Below are 13,736 nucleotides of genomic sequence, written 5' to 3'. Positions count from 1 at the left end.
TTCGCTTTGCGGGGTGGGCTGCGCGGTGGGGGCGGCGAAGGCGGTGGTCGCGGGGGCGGCGATGGCGCCACCGGTGGCGATCAGGCCAGCAGCGGTCAGGGCGGTCTTACGGAGGATGTCGGTACGCATGGTGATCGAAGCCTTCCGCTCGGGGGTGCCGCGGACGCAGGGGGCGCGCCAGCGGAGTCGGGCGAGGTGGTTCGAGAAGAAATTTCGAGAGGGGGTTCCGCCCGGCGGGGGTGCTACTCGGGCGGTCCCGGGGAGGTAACCAACGCCGGCCCTGTGGCATTCCGCCGGCGGGCGAGCACCGGGGGTTCGGCGGTTCGGCGGGGCGCTCGCGGCTGCCCCACATGGTTACGCCAGGTATAACCACCGGCCCCCACCGCCGATTCCCCGCCGGATGTGACCCGGGCCACCCGACGGGCCGCCCAGAGCGGGCGATCAGTGACATCTAACGGCGCAGCCATGCGGCGAAACCGGCGCAGCCATGCGGTGAACCCGGACGTTCGACCCAGACCGGCGGATCGGTGACACGGGCGCCCCGGGGCCCCGCCTATGCCGTCCTGGGGCGTGGCGCGGACGTCGCGACCCGCGCCGCCGGGGGTGCAGCGGTCGCCGCGGGCCAGGGGACCTCAGCGGAGCGGTGGAAGGCGATGCCGGCCGTCGTCCAGCGGGGTCCCTGCCCGGCCAGCCGGGTCCGGAACGCCGCCCAGTCGTGGGTGGCCCGCGGTGACCAGCCCAGCTCCGCGATGGCGGGTAGCCGGGGCAGGAGCATGAACTCGATCTCCGCCAGCGAGGTGACCGACTCGGTCCAGAGCGGGGCCTCCACCCCCAACACCGCCTCCGCCGGCACGCCCGTCACCTGGGACGCCGGATCCCAGTCGTACGCCCGCCGTACGTCGATCAGGCCCGCCCAGTCATGTCCGATCGGGGTGTCGGAGGCGTACTTCATGTCCAGATACGCGTGGTTACCGGGGGAGAGGATCAGTCGGGCGCCCCGGCGGACCGCGTCGGCGGTGGTCGGGTCGACGCCGTCGGTGCCCCACCACTGAAGTACCCGTCCCTCGACGTGGGCGGCCGGAGCCAGCTGGTGCCAGCCCACCACCGTCTTGCCGAGCTTGGCCACGATGCGTTGCGCCCGTTCCACGAATCCGGTGTACGCCGCTCCCTTCACCTTGAAGGCCTCATCTCCGCCGATGTGCAGGAACGGCCCCGGGGTGCGGGCGGCGACCTCCCCCAGTACGTCGGCGACGAACTCGTACGTCTGGGTGTTGGCGGGGTCCAGGTAGCTGAAGCCGACCTCGGTGCCGGTGTAGGGCACCGGTGTGGCTCCGGCCGGGGCCAGCTCCGGGTAGGCGGTCAGCGCGGCGTTGGTGTGCCCCGGCAGGTCGATCTCCGGAACGACGGTGAGGTGCCGCTCGGCCGCGTACGCGAGGATCCGCTGGTAGTCGGCGGGGGTGTACCACCCGCCGGGGGCGCCACCGACCGCCGTGCTTCCGCCGATCGCGGTCAGTCGCGGTCGGGACTCGACCGCGATCCGCCACCCCTGGTCATCGGTGAGGTGCAGGTGTAGGTGGTTGAGCTTGTAGCGGGCGAGGTGGTCGATCACCCGCAGTACCTCGTCAACCCCGAAGAAGTGCCGGGCCACGTCGAGCATGGCGCCCCGGTACGGGAAGCGCGGCCGGTCGAGGATCGATCCACCGGGCAGTGTCCAGGTGGCGCGGACCGGCGTGCTGCTCTCGATCGCGGCCGGTAGCAGCTGGCGCAGGGTTTGGGTGCCGTGGTGGAGCCCGGTCGCGGTGGCGGCGCTGATCCGGACCCCGGTCGGCGTCACGTCGAGTCGGTAGCCCTCGGGGCCGAGCTCGGGCTGCTCGGCGAGGACGAGCGCGATGCCGTCGGCTGCCTCGGGGCGTGGGGCCTCGGTGACCGGCAGCCGGTATCCGGTGGCCGGCGGGAGCAGGTCGGCGAGGCGTTCGGCGACGGCCCGCGCGGCGGGGTCGGGGCTGACCCGTACCACGGTGTCGGCCGTCAGTGTGAAGTCGGCGCGGGGCTCCGGGCGTACCTGCTCGGGGGCGGGCACCACGTCGCCCAGCCGGACCGGCGCGGGGGCGGGCCGGTGTTCCGGCTGCTGCGGCGAGGTGGTGGGGGTGGGGGTGGGGTGCACGGAGCTGCCTTTCGGGGGTGTATTCGCGGCGGTTGTGGCAAGGCTTCACCGGGAGCGTTGCATCAAGGGTACGGCGGCACCGCGGATGCGTGATCGTGCGCGTGGAAGCGTTTCCACCAACGGGTACGAACACGGAAAGTGGGGACGACTGTGCCGATTGTCACCGAACGGTCCCTGGCGGTTCGATGTTCGCCTAACCTTCGCCCCACGATCGGCAGCGTGGCCCTGGACCGGCGGCCGGGCCGGCCCGGTGGCAGCTGAAACCTTCGTCAAGTGACACATTCGGCGTACGTGGGAGGCTCTGGTGGCAGCGCAGGAGACAGTCGATCACAAGTACGTCTATGACTTCGCCGAGGGAAACAAGGACCAGAAGGAGCTTCTCGGCGGCAAGGGCGCCAACCTGGCCGAGATGACCAACCTCGGCCTGCCGGTGCCGCCCGGCTTCACGATCACCACCTCGGCGTGTCAGGCGTACCTCGCCACCGGCAGCGAGCCGGCCGGCCTCGCCGATCAGGTCGGTTCCCACCTCGACGCCCTGGAACAGGCGATGGGTCGAACCCTCGGTGATCCGGAGGATCCGCTGCTGGTCTCGGTGCGCTCCGGCGCCAAGTTCTCGATGCCGGGCATGATGGAGACCGTTCTCAACGTCGGCCTCAACGACCGCAGCGTCGTGGGGCTGGCCCGACAGGCCGGCGGCTCGGCGGGCTCCGACTCCGCCAGCGACAGCGACCGGTTCGCGTGGGACTCCTACCGTCGCCTGATCCAGATGTTCGGCAAGACCGTCTGCGCGGTGCCGGGGGAGGACTTCGAGCACGCCCTCGACGACGCCAAGCGGGCCAAGGGCAGCGACCTGGACCTGGACCTGACCGCCGACGACCTCCGGGCACTGGTCGACACCTACAAGAAGATCTTCCGTCGGCACACCGGCCGGGACTTCCCGCAGGAGCCGCGGGAGCAGCTGGACCTCGCGATCCGGGCGGTCTTCGAGTCGTGGAACGCCGAGCGGGCGGTGATCTACCGCCGCCAGGAGCGACTGCCCGCCGAGGCGGGCACCGCGGTGAACGTGGTCGCCATGGTCTTCGGCAACCTCGGTACGGACTCGGGGACCGGTGTCGCCTTCACCCGCGACCCGGCCAGCGGGACCCAGGGCATCTACGGGGACTACCTGGCCAACGCGCAGGGCGAGGATGTCGTCTCCGGGATCCGCAACACCGTGCCGCTGCAGGAGCTGGAGCGGATCGACAAGAAGTCCTACGACGAACTGCTCGACTACATGGCCCGGCTCGAGCGGCACTACAAGGATCTCTGCGACATCGAGTTCACCATCGAGCGGGGCAAGCTGTGGATGCTTCAGACCCGGGTCGGTAAGCGCACCGCCGCCGCCGCGTTCAACATCGCCGGGCAGCTCGTGGACGAGGGCCTCATCGACCTGGACGAGGCGCTGCACCGGGTCAACGGTGCCCAGCTCGCCCAGCTGATGTTCCCGCGCTTCAACCTGGACCACGAGTTCCAGCCGGTCGCCACCGGCATCGGCGCCTCACCGGGCGCGGCCGTCGGCAAGGTGGTCTTCACCTCGGCCCGTGCGGTGGAGCTGGCCGGCCAGGGCGAGGCGGTGATCCTGGTCCGCCGGGAGACCAACCCGGACGACCTCAACGGCATGATCGCCGCGCAGGGCATCCTCACCTCGCGGGGCGGTAAGACCAGCCATGCCGCCGTGGTGGCGCGCGGCATGGGCAAGACCTGTGTCTCCGGCGCCGACAAGCTCGACGTGGACATCCCGGCGAAGCGGTTCACCGTGGCCGGACAGACCGTCAACGAAGGCGACGTGGTGTCGATCGACGGTACGACCGGCAAGGTCTACCTGGGCGAGGTTCCGGTGATGCCGTCCGAGGTGGTGCGGTACTTCGAGGGCACCCTCGACCCGGAGCAGGCCGACGTACTGGTGCGGGCCGTACACCGGATCATGATCCACGCCGACGACCGGCGGCGGTTGGCCGTGCGGACGAACGCGGACACCAGGGCGGACGCGGCGCGGGCTCGGCGCTTCGGCGCCCAGGGGATCGGCCTGTGCCGCACCGAGCACATGTTCCTCGGTGACCGGCGGGAACTGGTCGAGCGGCTCATCCTCGCGTCCACCGACGCCGACCGGGAGCAGGCGCTGGCCGCGTTGCTGCCGTTGCAACGGGCGGACTTCATCGAGATTTTCCGCGAGATGGACGGGCTGCCGGTCACGGTGCGCCTGATCGACCCGCCGCTGCACGAGTTCCTGCCCCCGCTGGAGCAACTCGCGGTCAACGTGGCGGTGGCCCAGGAGCGGGGCGAGGCCGCGGCCCGGGAGGAGGCGTTGCTGGCCGCCGTCCGGCGGATGCACGAGGAGAACCCGATGCTCGGCCTGCGTGGGGTCCGGCTCGGCCTGGTCATTCCCGGCCTCTTCGCCATGCAGGTCCGCGCGATTACGGAGGCCGCCGTCGCGGTCACCGAGTCCGGTGGGTCGGCCTTCCCGGAGATCATGGTCCCGCTGGTCGGCGCGGTGCAGGAGTTGGAGACGGTACGCACCGAGGCCGAGAAGATCATCGACGAGGTGGTCGGCGGCAGCGGTGTCGAGGTGTTGATCGGCACGATGATCGAGGTGCCGCGGGCGGCGTTGACCGCCGGCGAGATCGCCGAGGCGGCGCAGTTCTTCTCCTTCGGCACCAACGACCTGACCCAGATGGCGTGGGGCTTCTCCCGCGACGACGTGGAGGGTGCCTTCTTCTGGCGCTATCTCGAGCTGGGTATCTTCGGCATCTCGCCGTTCGAGTCGATCGACCGGGACGGGGTGGGCCGGTTGGTGCGGATCGCCGCCGAGGAGGGGCGGGCCGCCCGGTCGGGGCTGAAGCTCGGCGTCTGCGGCGAGCACGGCGGCGACCCCGACTCGGTGCACTTCTTCCACGAGGTTGGGCTGGACTACGTCTCGTGCTCACCGTTCCGGGTGCCGGTCGCCCGGTTGGAGGCGGGGCGGGCGGCCGTGGAGACCGCCGGATCGGACAGCCGCTGATGGGCCGGGCGGTGGTGCGGCCGGTCGCCGCCCGCCGTCCGGTGGTCACCACCCACCGTGGCTACGCCCACCGCCCGCCGGTCACCGTCCGGCGGGCTAACCTGGCGGCATGAATCCGGTCGGCCCGGACCAGCGGCGGTGGGTGGGCGAGCCCGCGAAGGACACCGGGCAGGGCCGGTCGGCGTTCGAGCGGGACCGTGCCCGGGTGCTGCACTCGGCGGCCTTCCGGCGGCTTGCCGCCAAGACCCAGGTGCACACGGCCGGCACCGACGACTTCCTCCGCACCCGGTTGACGCACTCGCTGGAGGTCGCCCAGGTCGCCCGCGAGATGGGCAGCCGGCTCGGCTGCGACCCCGACGTGGTGGACACCGCCGGGCTCGCCCACGACCTTGGGCACCCGCCGTTCGGGCACAACGGCGAGGCGGCCCTGGACACCCTCGCCACGACCTGCGGCGGCTTCGAGGGCAACGCGCAGACGCTGCGCGTGCTCACCCGCCTGGAGGCGAAGGTGATCGGCCCGGACGGCGCCTCCGCCGGGCTGAACCTCACCCGGGCCACCCTCGACGCGGTCAGTAAGTATCCGTGGCCGCGCCGGCCGGGAGAGCGCAAGTTCGGCGTGTACGCCGACGATCGCCCGGTCTTCGAGTGGTTGCGCGCCGACGTGCCAGCCGGGCAGCGGTGCCTGGAGGCGCAGGTGATGGACTGGGCCGACGACGTCGCGTACTCGGTGCACGACGTCGAGGACGGCATCCACGGCGGGTACGTGACGCTGCGTCCGCTGTTGGCCGACGCCGACGAGCGGGCGGCGCTGGGTGCCGATGTCGCGGCGGCCTACTCCAACGAGTCCCCGTCCGACCTCGCTGAGGTGCTGGTCGATCTGCTTGCCGACCCGCTGCTCGCGGCGCTGGTCGACTACGACGGGAGTCATCGGGCGCAGGCCGCGCTGAAGGCGACCACCAGCGTACTGACCGGTCGCTTCGTCGCCGCCGCGGTGGCGGCCACCCGGCGGCGGTTCGGGCCCGGTCCGCACCGGCGGTACGCCGCCGATCTGGTCGTGCCGCGCGAGGTCCGGGCCCGGTGCGCCCTGCTCAAGGGCATCGCCCTGCGGTACGTGCTGCGTCGCCCCGGCTCCGCCGCCCGGCACGAGCGGCAACGGCAGCTCCTCGCCGGCCTGGTAGCGGGCTTGGCCGACCGGGCCCCCGACGCGTTGGACGCGGTGTTCGCCCCGCTGTGGCGGGCTGCCGGAGACGATGCGGCCCGGCTGCGGGTGGTGGTCGATCAGGTGGCGTCGTTGACGGATCCGGCGGCGGTACAGCGGCATGCCCGGCTCTGTGGTGGTCCGACCGGCGCCGTCGGGGCCGGCTGACTTAGGTTAACCTAACAGCATGACGGATCGCCCGAAGAAGGTCACGTCCACCCGTGTCGTCCGGATCGGACGGCCCACCCCGCACGTCGTTCGGCTGGTCCTCGGCGGCGACGAACTGGCCGGACTACCGGTCGGCGAGTTCACCGACCACTACATCAAGATTCTCTTCCCGGTGCCCGGGGCGGTCTACCCGGAGCCGATCGACCTGGCCGTGATCCGTCGGGACCTGCCGGCCGCACAGTGGCCACGGCTGCGCGCCTACACCGTACGGGCCTTCGACGCCCACGCCGGTGAGCTGACCGTGGACGTGGTGTACCACGGCGACGAAGGGCTGGCCGGGCCGTGGGCCGCGGCGTTGCGCCCCGGTGACCCGGTGCACTTCATCGGCCCGGGTGGGGCGTACGCCCCGAGCCCCGACGCCGACTGGCACCTGCTGGTCGGCGACGAGAGCGCCCTGCCGGCCATCGCCGTCGCCCTGGAACGGCTACCTGTCGGGGCGCCGGCCACCGTCCTGGTCGAGACCAGTGGACCGGCCGAGGAGCAGCCGCTGCCCAGCCCGGGGCAGGTGCGGCTGACCTGGCTGCACCGGGGGGACCGGCCGGTGGGTGCGGCGCTGGTCGAGGCGGTCCGGGCGCTGGACTTCCCACCCGGGGTGCACGCCTTCGTACACGGTGAGGCGACCTCCGCCCGGGAGCTGCGCCGGCTGCTGCGGGGCGAGCGGGGGGTTCCGCGCGAGCGGCTCTCCATCTCCGGCTACTGGCGTCGCGGCGTGGACGACGAGGGTTGGCGGGCCAGCAAGGCGGAGTGGAACCGTCAGGTCGAGGCCGAGGAGTCCGCCGCCACCCCAACCTGACGATTGTTCCCATTTCGCCCCGGCGCCACCCCCGTCACCCACAGGATGACAGAGGGGCATCGGTGGACCGGCGGGCAGCGGAAGGGGCGAACATGGGCGAGGCGGCTGGGCGGCGGCCCGAGAGCGGGAGCGTGGACCGCCCGCTGTTGGGCCTCGCCGTGGGCGTCGTGTTGGCCGTCGTGGTCTGGGGCGTCCTGGCACCCGACTCGGTCTCCAATGTCGGTGGGTCCGGGCTGAGTTGGGTCATCACCACGTTCGGCTGGTTGTTCGTCGTCGCGGCGAACGTCTTCCTGGTGCTGACCTTCGTGCTGGCGTTCTCCCGGTTCGGCACCATCCGGCTGGGGGCCGAGACCGAGCGGCCGGAGTTCACCACCCTGGCCTGGGTCGCCATGATGTTCAGCGCCGGCATGGGGATCGGCCTGGTCTTCTTCGCCGTGGCCGAGCCGATCCAGCACTACGCCTCGCCGCCGCCGGCCAGCGGAGCCGAACCGGAGACCGGCGCCGCCGCCTCGGTCGCCATGCAGTTCACCCTCTTCCACTGGACGCTGCACCCCTGGGCGATCTACGCGGTGGTGGCGCTCGCCCTGGCGTACTCGACCTTCCGCAAGGGGCGGGAGAACCGGATCTCGGCGGTGTTTCGCCCGGTGCTCGGCTCCCAGGCCGACGGCACGGTCGGGCGGGTGATCGACCTGCTGTCGGTCTTCGCCACGGTCTTCGGCTCGGCGACCAGCCTCGGTCTCGGCGCGCTCCAGGTCACCGCCGGCCTGGACCGGGTCGCCGGGATTCCCAGCAGCAGGGCGGTGGAACTGGTCGTGATCGCGGCGTTGACCCTGGCCTTCGTCGTCTCGGCCTTCTCCGGCCTGCACCGGGGCATCAAGTGGCTGTCCACCACCAACGTGGTGCTGGCGGTGTTGCTGATGGTCTTCGTCTTCGTGGTCGGCCCGACCGTCTACATCCTTGATGTGCTGCCCGCCTCGATCGGCGACTACCTCAGCAACCTGATCTTCATGTCGACCCGAACCGGGGCCTTCTCCGAGTCGTCCTGGTTGGGCTCCTGGACAATCTTCTACTGGGCGTGGTGGATCTCCTGGGCGCCGTTCGTCGGGACCTTCATCGCCCGTATCTCCCGTGGCCGTACGGTGCGTCAGTTCCTGATCGGCGTGCTGTTGGTGCCCAGCGGTGCCAGTGTGGTCTGGTTCGCGGTGCTGGGCGGCAGCGCGCTGCGGGTACAGGCCACCGGCGCCGCGGACCTGGTCGCCGAGACCGCGGCCGGCACCGAGAATGCGCTCTTCGGGCTGCTCGAGGCGCTGCCGCTGGGTGTGGTGGCCAGCGTGCTGGCCATGGTGCTGGTGACGCTCTACTTCGTCACCAGCGCCGACTCCGCCTCCCTCGTGCTCGCGTCGCTGACCTCCCGAGGCGCCCTGCGCCCGCGCCAGGTGATCGTCATCATCTGGGGCGTACTCATCGGTGGAACCGCTGCGGTGCTGCTGCTGGCCGGCGGGCTGAGCGCGCTCCAACAGGCGACGATCATGGTGGCGTTGCCGTTCGTGGTGGTGATGCTCGGCCTCGCCGTGTCGCTGGTCAAGGAGCTGCTCGAAGATCCGGCGGTGCGGGCCCGCCCGCCCCAGCAGCACGGGCTGGCCGAGGCCCTCGACCGCGCCCGCTCGACCAGGGAGGAGGGCCGCCACGCCCGCTCGGCCAGGGCACAGGACCGCCGCGCCCACGGGGACAAGGAAGAGGAGGAGTAGTCCCCGAGCATCCTGGTCTCCCCGCCGCGGGTCCCGCGGCGGGGATTCGGTGGTGGTCACCGTGCCCGCGTCCCCCGGCCACCGGGCCCCGCGTCCCCCGGCCACCGGGACGTCGGTCGCACAGGGCAGGATGTACGGCGAGGAGGTGGCGGAGATGACGGGGCGGATCCGGGACGAGGACATCGCGTTGGTCCGCGAGCGCACCTCGATCTCGGAGATCATCTCCGAGACGGTCACCCTGCGGTCCGCCGGTGGTGGCAACCTCAAGGGGCTCTGTCCGTTCCACGACGAGAAGAGCCCGTCCTTCAACGTGTCGCCGGCTCGTAACGTCTGGTATTGCTTCGGCTGTGGCGCGGGCGGGGACGCCATCAAGTTCCTGATGGATGCGGAGCACCTCAGCTTCGTCGAGTCCGTCGAGCGGTTGGCCGGCCGTGCCGGCCTGCAACTCCGTTACGTGGCCAACGACCACACCACCCCCCGGGCCCGGCCGCAGCAGGGGCAGAAGCAGCGGCTGATCGCCGCGCACGCCGCCGCGGTCGAGTTCTACCAGGCGCAGCTGACCACCGCCGGAGCCCGGCCGGCCCGCGAGTTTCTCGCCCAACGCGGCTTCGACAAGGCCGCCGCCGAGCGGTATGCCTGCGGCTTCGCGCCCGACGGGTGGGACCTGTTGACCCGTCACCTGCGCCAGCAGGGTTTCAGTCACGACGAGCTGGTCACCGCCGGGCTGTCCCGGCCGGCCCGGTCGGGCAGCCTGATCGACCGGTTCCGGCGCCGGCTGCTCTGGCCCATTCGGGATCTGGCCGGCGACGTCGTCGGCTTCGGCGCCCGCAAGCTCTTTGACGACGACGACAGCCCGAAATACCTGAACACCCCCGAGACGCCGATCTACAAGAAGTCCCATGTCCTCTACGGCATCGACCAGGCCAAGCGGGAGATCGCCAAGCAGGGCAAGGTGGTCGTGGTCGAGGGCTACACCGACGTGATGGCCTGTCATCTGGCCGGGGTGCCGACCGCGGTGGCGACCTGTGGCACCGCTTTCGGCGGCGACCACATCGGGGTGCTGCGCCGGCTGCTGCTGGACACCGACGCCGTGGCAGGGGAGATCATCTTCACCTTCGACGGGGACGCGGCCGGGCAGAAGGCGGCGCTGCGTGCCTTCGACGACGATCAGCGCTTCGTCGGGCGTACCTTCATCGCGGTCAGCCCGGACGGCATGGACCCCTGTGAGCTGCGGCTGGCCAAGGGGGAGCTGGCCGTTCGGGACCTGGTCGCGCGCCGTGAACCGCTGGTCGACTTCGCGCTGCGGCACGTGATCGGCCGGCACGACCTCGACACCGTCGACGGTCGGGTGGAGGCGATGCGCCGGGCGGCCCCGCTGGTCGCCAAGATCAAAGACCGGGAAAAGCGCCCAGAGTACGTCCGCAAGCTCGCCGGGGACCTCGGCATGGAGATCGAGCCGGTCCAGCGGGCCGTGCTGGCTGCCGCCCACGCCCCCGACAAGGCCAACACCGCGTCCGGTAGGGCCAACACCGCGTCCGGTAGGGCCAACACCGCGTCCGGTAGGGCCAACACCGCGCCCGGCGGGGCCCCGGCACCGCCGCAGCCACCGGCGGAGAGCCCACAGGCGGCGGTGGAGCGGGAGGCGCTGAAGCTGGCCCTTCAGGCGCCGGTGCTCGCCGGGCCGATGTTCGACGCCGTGGAGGCCACGGAGTACCGCCATCCGCTGCATGTCGCGGTCCGGGCGGCGGTGGCGGCGGCCGGGGGAGCGGCGGCGGCCACCAGCGGTGCGGTCTGGATCGAGTCGGTCCGCCACGCCTGTGCGGACCTCGCCGCCCAGGCGCTCGTCGGTGAGCTGGCGGTGGAGCCGTTGCGCATCGACGGGGAGCTCGATCCGCGCTATGTGTCGGTGACGATGGCCCGCCTCCAGTGGGGGGCGGTGACCGGCCGGATCCGGGAGCTCAAGTCGAGAATTCAGCGGATGAATCCGGTCAGCAACAAGGACGAGTACTTCGCCGCCTTCGGCGAACTGCTGTCCCTCGAACAACATGCCCGGGCGCTGCGTGAGCAGGCCGCGGGCGGGCTGTGAGGCCGACCGCCGGCAGGTGCGGGGGCCGGTAGCCGTGGGAGGGTGCTAGATGGGGTTGTTCCGCCGCCGGCCGAAACTGTCGCCGGCAGACCGTCCACCGCTCGTCGCCGGGGAACGGGTGCTCGCCTGGGCCGCCGCCGGTGGTTGCGCGGAGGGCAGCGTACTGGTCGCCACCAACCTCGGGCTCTGGCTACCCGGGCGGGCGGAACGACTGGGCTGGCACGACATCCTCCGGGCGGTCTGGTCCGGGCAGGAGCTGGTGGTCACCGCCGCCGAGCCCGTGGTCGAGCGGGACGGCTATCTGGTGGTGGCCGACCGCCCCACCGAGACCTACCCGTTGCCGGATCCGGGAGAGCTGCCGCACCAGGTGCGGGAACGGGTGACCCGCTCGGTCGCGTACACCGAGGCGTACTCGGTGCCCGGCGGCGAGGGCCGGGTGGTCGCCCGGCGGGTCCCGGGCGTTGACGGGCTGACCTGGACCGTCCGGTACGAGCCGGGCACCCCCGTCGACGATCCCGCGGTCCGTGCGGAGACCGAGCGTATGGTCGCCGCGGCCCGCGTCGCGACCACCGCCCCGGAGGTGTGAGAACGCGGCCAAGGGTGGCGGGCGTGGCCGACCGCAGCGGTTTGGATCCGGTCGGCTGGGCGAAAACCCGGTGAGGAGTGTCGGACCGGGTGGCTAGGGTCAGGGGGTGACCACGGCTCAACCACTCATCCAGGCGCGGGGGCTGGTGAAGCGGTTCGGCGGCTTCACCGCGGTCGACGCCATCGACGTTGCGGTCCGGGCTGGGGAGGCCTTCGGCTTCCTCGGGCCCAACGGCGCCGGCAAGTCGTCCACCATGCGCATGATCGGTTGTGTCTCGCCGCCCAGCGGCGGCGAGCTGCGCATCCTCGGCATGGATCCGGTGCGGGACGGGCCGGCGATCCGGGCCCGCCTCGGTGTCTGCCCCCAGCTCGACACGCTCGACCCGGAGCTGACCGTCCGGGAAAATCTGATCACCTACGCCCGCTACTTCGGCATCGCCCGCCGGGTGGCCCGGCTGCGCGCCGCCGAGCTGCTCGATTTCGTGCAGCTCACCGAGCGGGCCGACAGCAAGGTGGAGCCGCTCTCCGGCGGCATGAAGCGACGGCTCACCATCGCCCGGGCGCTCGTCAACGAGCCCGAGATCGTGCTCCTGGACGAGCCGACAACCGGCCTTGACCCGCAGGCCCGGCACCTGGTCTGGGAGCGGCTGTTCCAGCTCAAGCAGCAGGGTGTCACGCTGGTGCTCACCACGCACTACATGGACGAGGCCGAGCAGCTCTGCGACCGGCTGGTGGTGATGGACGGTGGGCGGATCGTCGCCGAAGGCTCCCCCCGGGTGCTGATCGAGCAACACTCCACCCGCGAGGTGGTCGAGCTGCGCTTCGCGGGCGAGTCGCAGGAGCCGTTCGCCAGCAAGCTCGACCAGCTCGGCGAACGGGTCGAGGTGCTGCCCGACCGGGTCCTGCTCTACGTGCCCGACGGCGACGCGGCGGTGGCCGAGGTGACCGCGCTCGGCCTGCACCCGATCAATGTGCTGGTGCGGCGTAGCGGCCTGGAGGATGTCTTTCTGCACCTCACCGGCCGCACTCTGATCGACTGAGGCCGCGAGGAGCCGGGCCGGAAGGGGCCCGGGTGGATGGGGAGCGAAGGATGACACAACTCGCGGCCAAGCGGGACCGGCCCGGCCCGACCCGGGCGCCGGCGTTGGCGGTGCTGCAATACCACCTGGTCGGTTACCGGCGCACCTGGCGGGGCGGGGTGCTCTCGTCGTTCCTGCTCCCCACGCTGACCGTGCTCGGCTTCGGCCTGGGCGTCGGGGCCTTCATCGACCAGGGTGTCGACGGCGTCTCCTATCTGGAGTGGATCGTCGGAGGGCTGCTCGCGTCAACCGCGTTGCAGGTGGCGATCGCCGAGTCCACCTGGCCGGTCTACAGCAGCCTCCAGTGGACCAAAATCTACTTCGCCCAGTACGCGGCACCGCTGCGGGTGACGGACATCATGGCTGGTCAGCTGGCGTTCGTGCTGTTCCGGGTGCTGACCTCGGCTGCGGTGTTCCTGCTGGTGACCGGGGTGTTGGGGGCCCTGCGCTCGCCGTGGGCGGTGCTGGCGTTACCGGTGGCGGCGCTGCTCGGCCTGGCCGTTGCCGCGCCCACCTTCGCCTACGCGGCGACGGCCTCCAGCGACAGCTGGCTCGCCCTGCTGTTCCGGTTCGCGGTGATCCCGATGACGCTCTTCGCCGGGGTCTTCTTCCCGGTCGAGTCGCTGCCGGTGGGGCTGCGCTGGCTGGCGTACGCGACGCCGCTCTGGCACGCGGTTGACCTGAGCCGGGCGGCCACGCTCGGCGCTGCGCCGGTCTGGTCGGTCACCGGCCATCTGCTCTACCTCGCGGCCTGGGCGGCCGGTGGGTGGCTGCTCGCCCACCGTGCCCTACGCCGCCGGCTCGTCGTCTAGGAAAGG

The 13,736-nt window shown here is 71.7% G+C and carries 9 protein-coding genes and 1 pseudogene; 8 read left to right on the top strand and 2 right to left on the bottom strand.

The genetic code is table 11. The annotated features are described in order from the left end of the window. A pseudogene (locus H0524_RS12565) lies at window positions 1–129 on the bottom strand (phytochelatin synthase); the annotation flags it as partial. A gap of 424 nt (window positions 130–553) precedes the next feature. After that, window positions 554–2,164, bottom strand: coding sequence for a beta-N-acetylhexosaminidase (locus H0524_RS12560; protein WP_180198812.1), 1,611 nt, complete (start codon window positions 2,162–2,164; stop codon window positions 554–556). A gap of 304 nt (window positions 2,165–2,468) precedes the next feature. On the opposite strand from H0524_RS12560, the gene ppdK reads away from it, so the two are divergent. From ppdK to H0524_RS12520, 8 genes are all read left to right on the top strand, one after another. Further along, window positions 2,469–5,201 (top strand): pyruvate, phosphate dikinase, encoded by a 2,733-nt coding sequence (gene ppdK, locus H0524_RS12555; protein ID WP_180198811.1) that lies wholly within the window; start codon window positions 2,469–2,471, stop codon window positions 5,199–5,201. A 109-nt stretch (window positions 5,202–5,310) separates the two neighbouring features. Further along, window positions 5,311–6,567, top strand: a complete 1,257-nt coding sequence (locus H0524_RS12550) for a deoxyguanosinetriphosphate triphosphohydrolase (protein ID WP_180198810.1) — start codon at window positions 5,311–5,313, stop codon at window positions 6,565–6,567. A 19-nt stretch (window positions 6,568–6,586) separates the two neighbouring features. Then, on the top strand, window positions 6,587–7,420 hold the full coding sequence (locus H0524_RS12545) for a siderophore-interacting protein (RefSeq protein WP_180198809.1): 834 nt from the start codon (window positions 6,587–6,589) through the stop codon (window positions 7,418–7,420). A gap of 92 nt (window positions 7,421–7,512) precedes the next feature. Continuing rightward, window positions 7,513–9,168, top strand: coding sequence for a BCCT family transporter (locus H0524_RS12540; protein ID WP_180198808.1), 1,656 nt, complete (start codon window positions 7,513–7,515; stop codon window positions 9,166–9,168). A gap of 130 nt (window positions 9,169–9,298) precedes the next feature. Next, window positions 9,299–11,254 carry a DNA primase gene (gene dnaG, locus H0524_RS12535; protein ID WP_180198817.1) on the top strand — a complete coding sequence of 652 codons (1,956 nt, stop codon included), beginning with the start codon at window positions 9,299–9,301 and terminating at the stop codon, window positions 11,252–11,254. A gap of 49 nt (window positions 11,255–11,303) precedes the next feature. Next, on the top strand, window positions 11,304–11,840 hold the full coding sequence (locus tag H0524_RS12530) for a hypothetical protein (protein WP_180198807.1): 537 nt from the start codon (window positions 11,304–11,306) through the stop codon (window positions 11,838–11,840). A gap of 106 nt (window positions 11,841–11,946) precedes the next feature. Next, window positions 11,947–12,879 carry an ABC transporter ATP-binding protein gene (locus tag H0524_RS12525; protein ID WP_180198806.1) on the top strand — a complete coding sequence of 311 codons (933 nt, stop codon included), beginning with the start codon at window positions 11,947–11,949 and terminating at the stop codon, window positions 12,877–12,879. Between the two features lie 50 nt (window positions 12,880–12,929). After that, complete coding sequence (locus tag H0524_RS12520; protein ID WP_180198805.1) at window positions 12,930–13,730, top strand: ABC transporter permease; 801 nt, start codon at window positions 12,930–12,932, stop codon at window positions 13,728–13,730. The last annotated feature ends 6 nt before the right edge of the window (window positions 13,731–13,736 follow it).

The organism is Salinispora sp. H7-4 (genome assembly GCF_013416675.1).
GTDB lineage: Bacteria > Actinomycetota > Actinomycetes > Mycobacteriales > Micromonosporaceae > Micromonospora > Micromonospora vitiensis.
This window is presented reverse-complemented; position numbering and strand designations above follow the sequence as displayed.

Excerpts from the sequence above, each read along its gene's own strand:
- dnaG (WP_180198817.1), top strand. The coding sequence starts at position 9,299 with ATGTACGGCGAGGAGGTGGCGGAGATGACGGGGCGGATCCGGGACGAG.
- H0524_RS12520 (WP_180198805.1), top strand. The coding sequence starts at position 12,930 with ATGACACAACTCGCGGCCAAGCGGGACCGGCCCGGCCCGACCCGGGCG.
- H0524_RS12530 (WP_180198807.1), top strand. The coding sequence starts at position 11,304 with ATGGGGTTGTTCCGCCGCCGGCCGAAACTGTCGCCGGCAGACCGTCCA.
- H0524_RS12545 (WP_180198809.1), top strand. The coding sequence starts at position 6,587 with ATGACGGATCGCCCGAAGAAGGTCACGTCCACCCGTGTCGTCCGGATC.
- H0524_RS12550 (WP_180198810.1), top strand. The coding sequence starts at position 5,311 with ATGAATCCGGTCGGCCCGGACCAGCGGCGGTGGGTGGGCGAGCCCGCG.
- H0524_RS12540 (WP_180198808.1), top strand. The coding sequence starts at position 7,513 with ATGGGCGAGGCGGCTGGGCGGCGGCCCGAGAGCGGGAGCGTGGACCGC.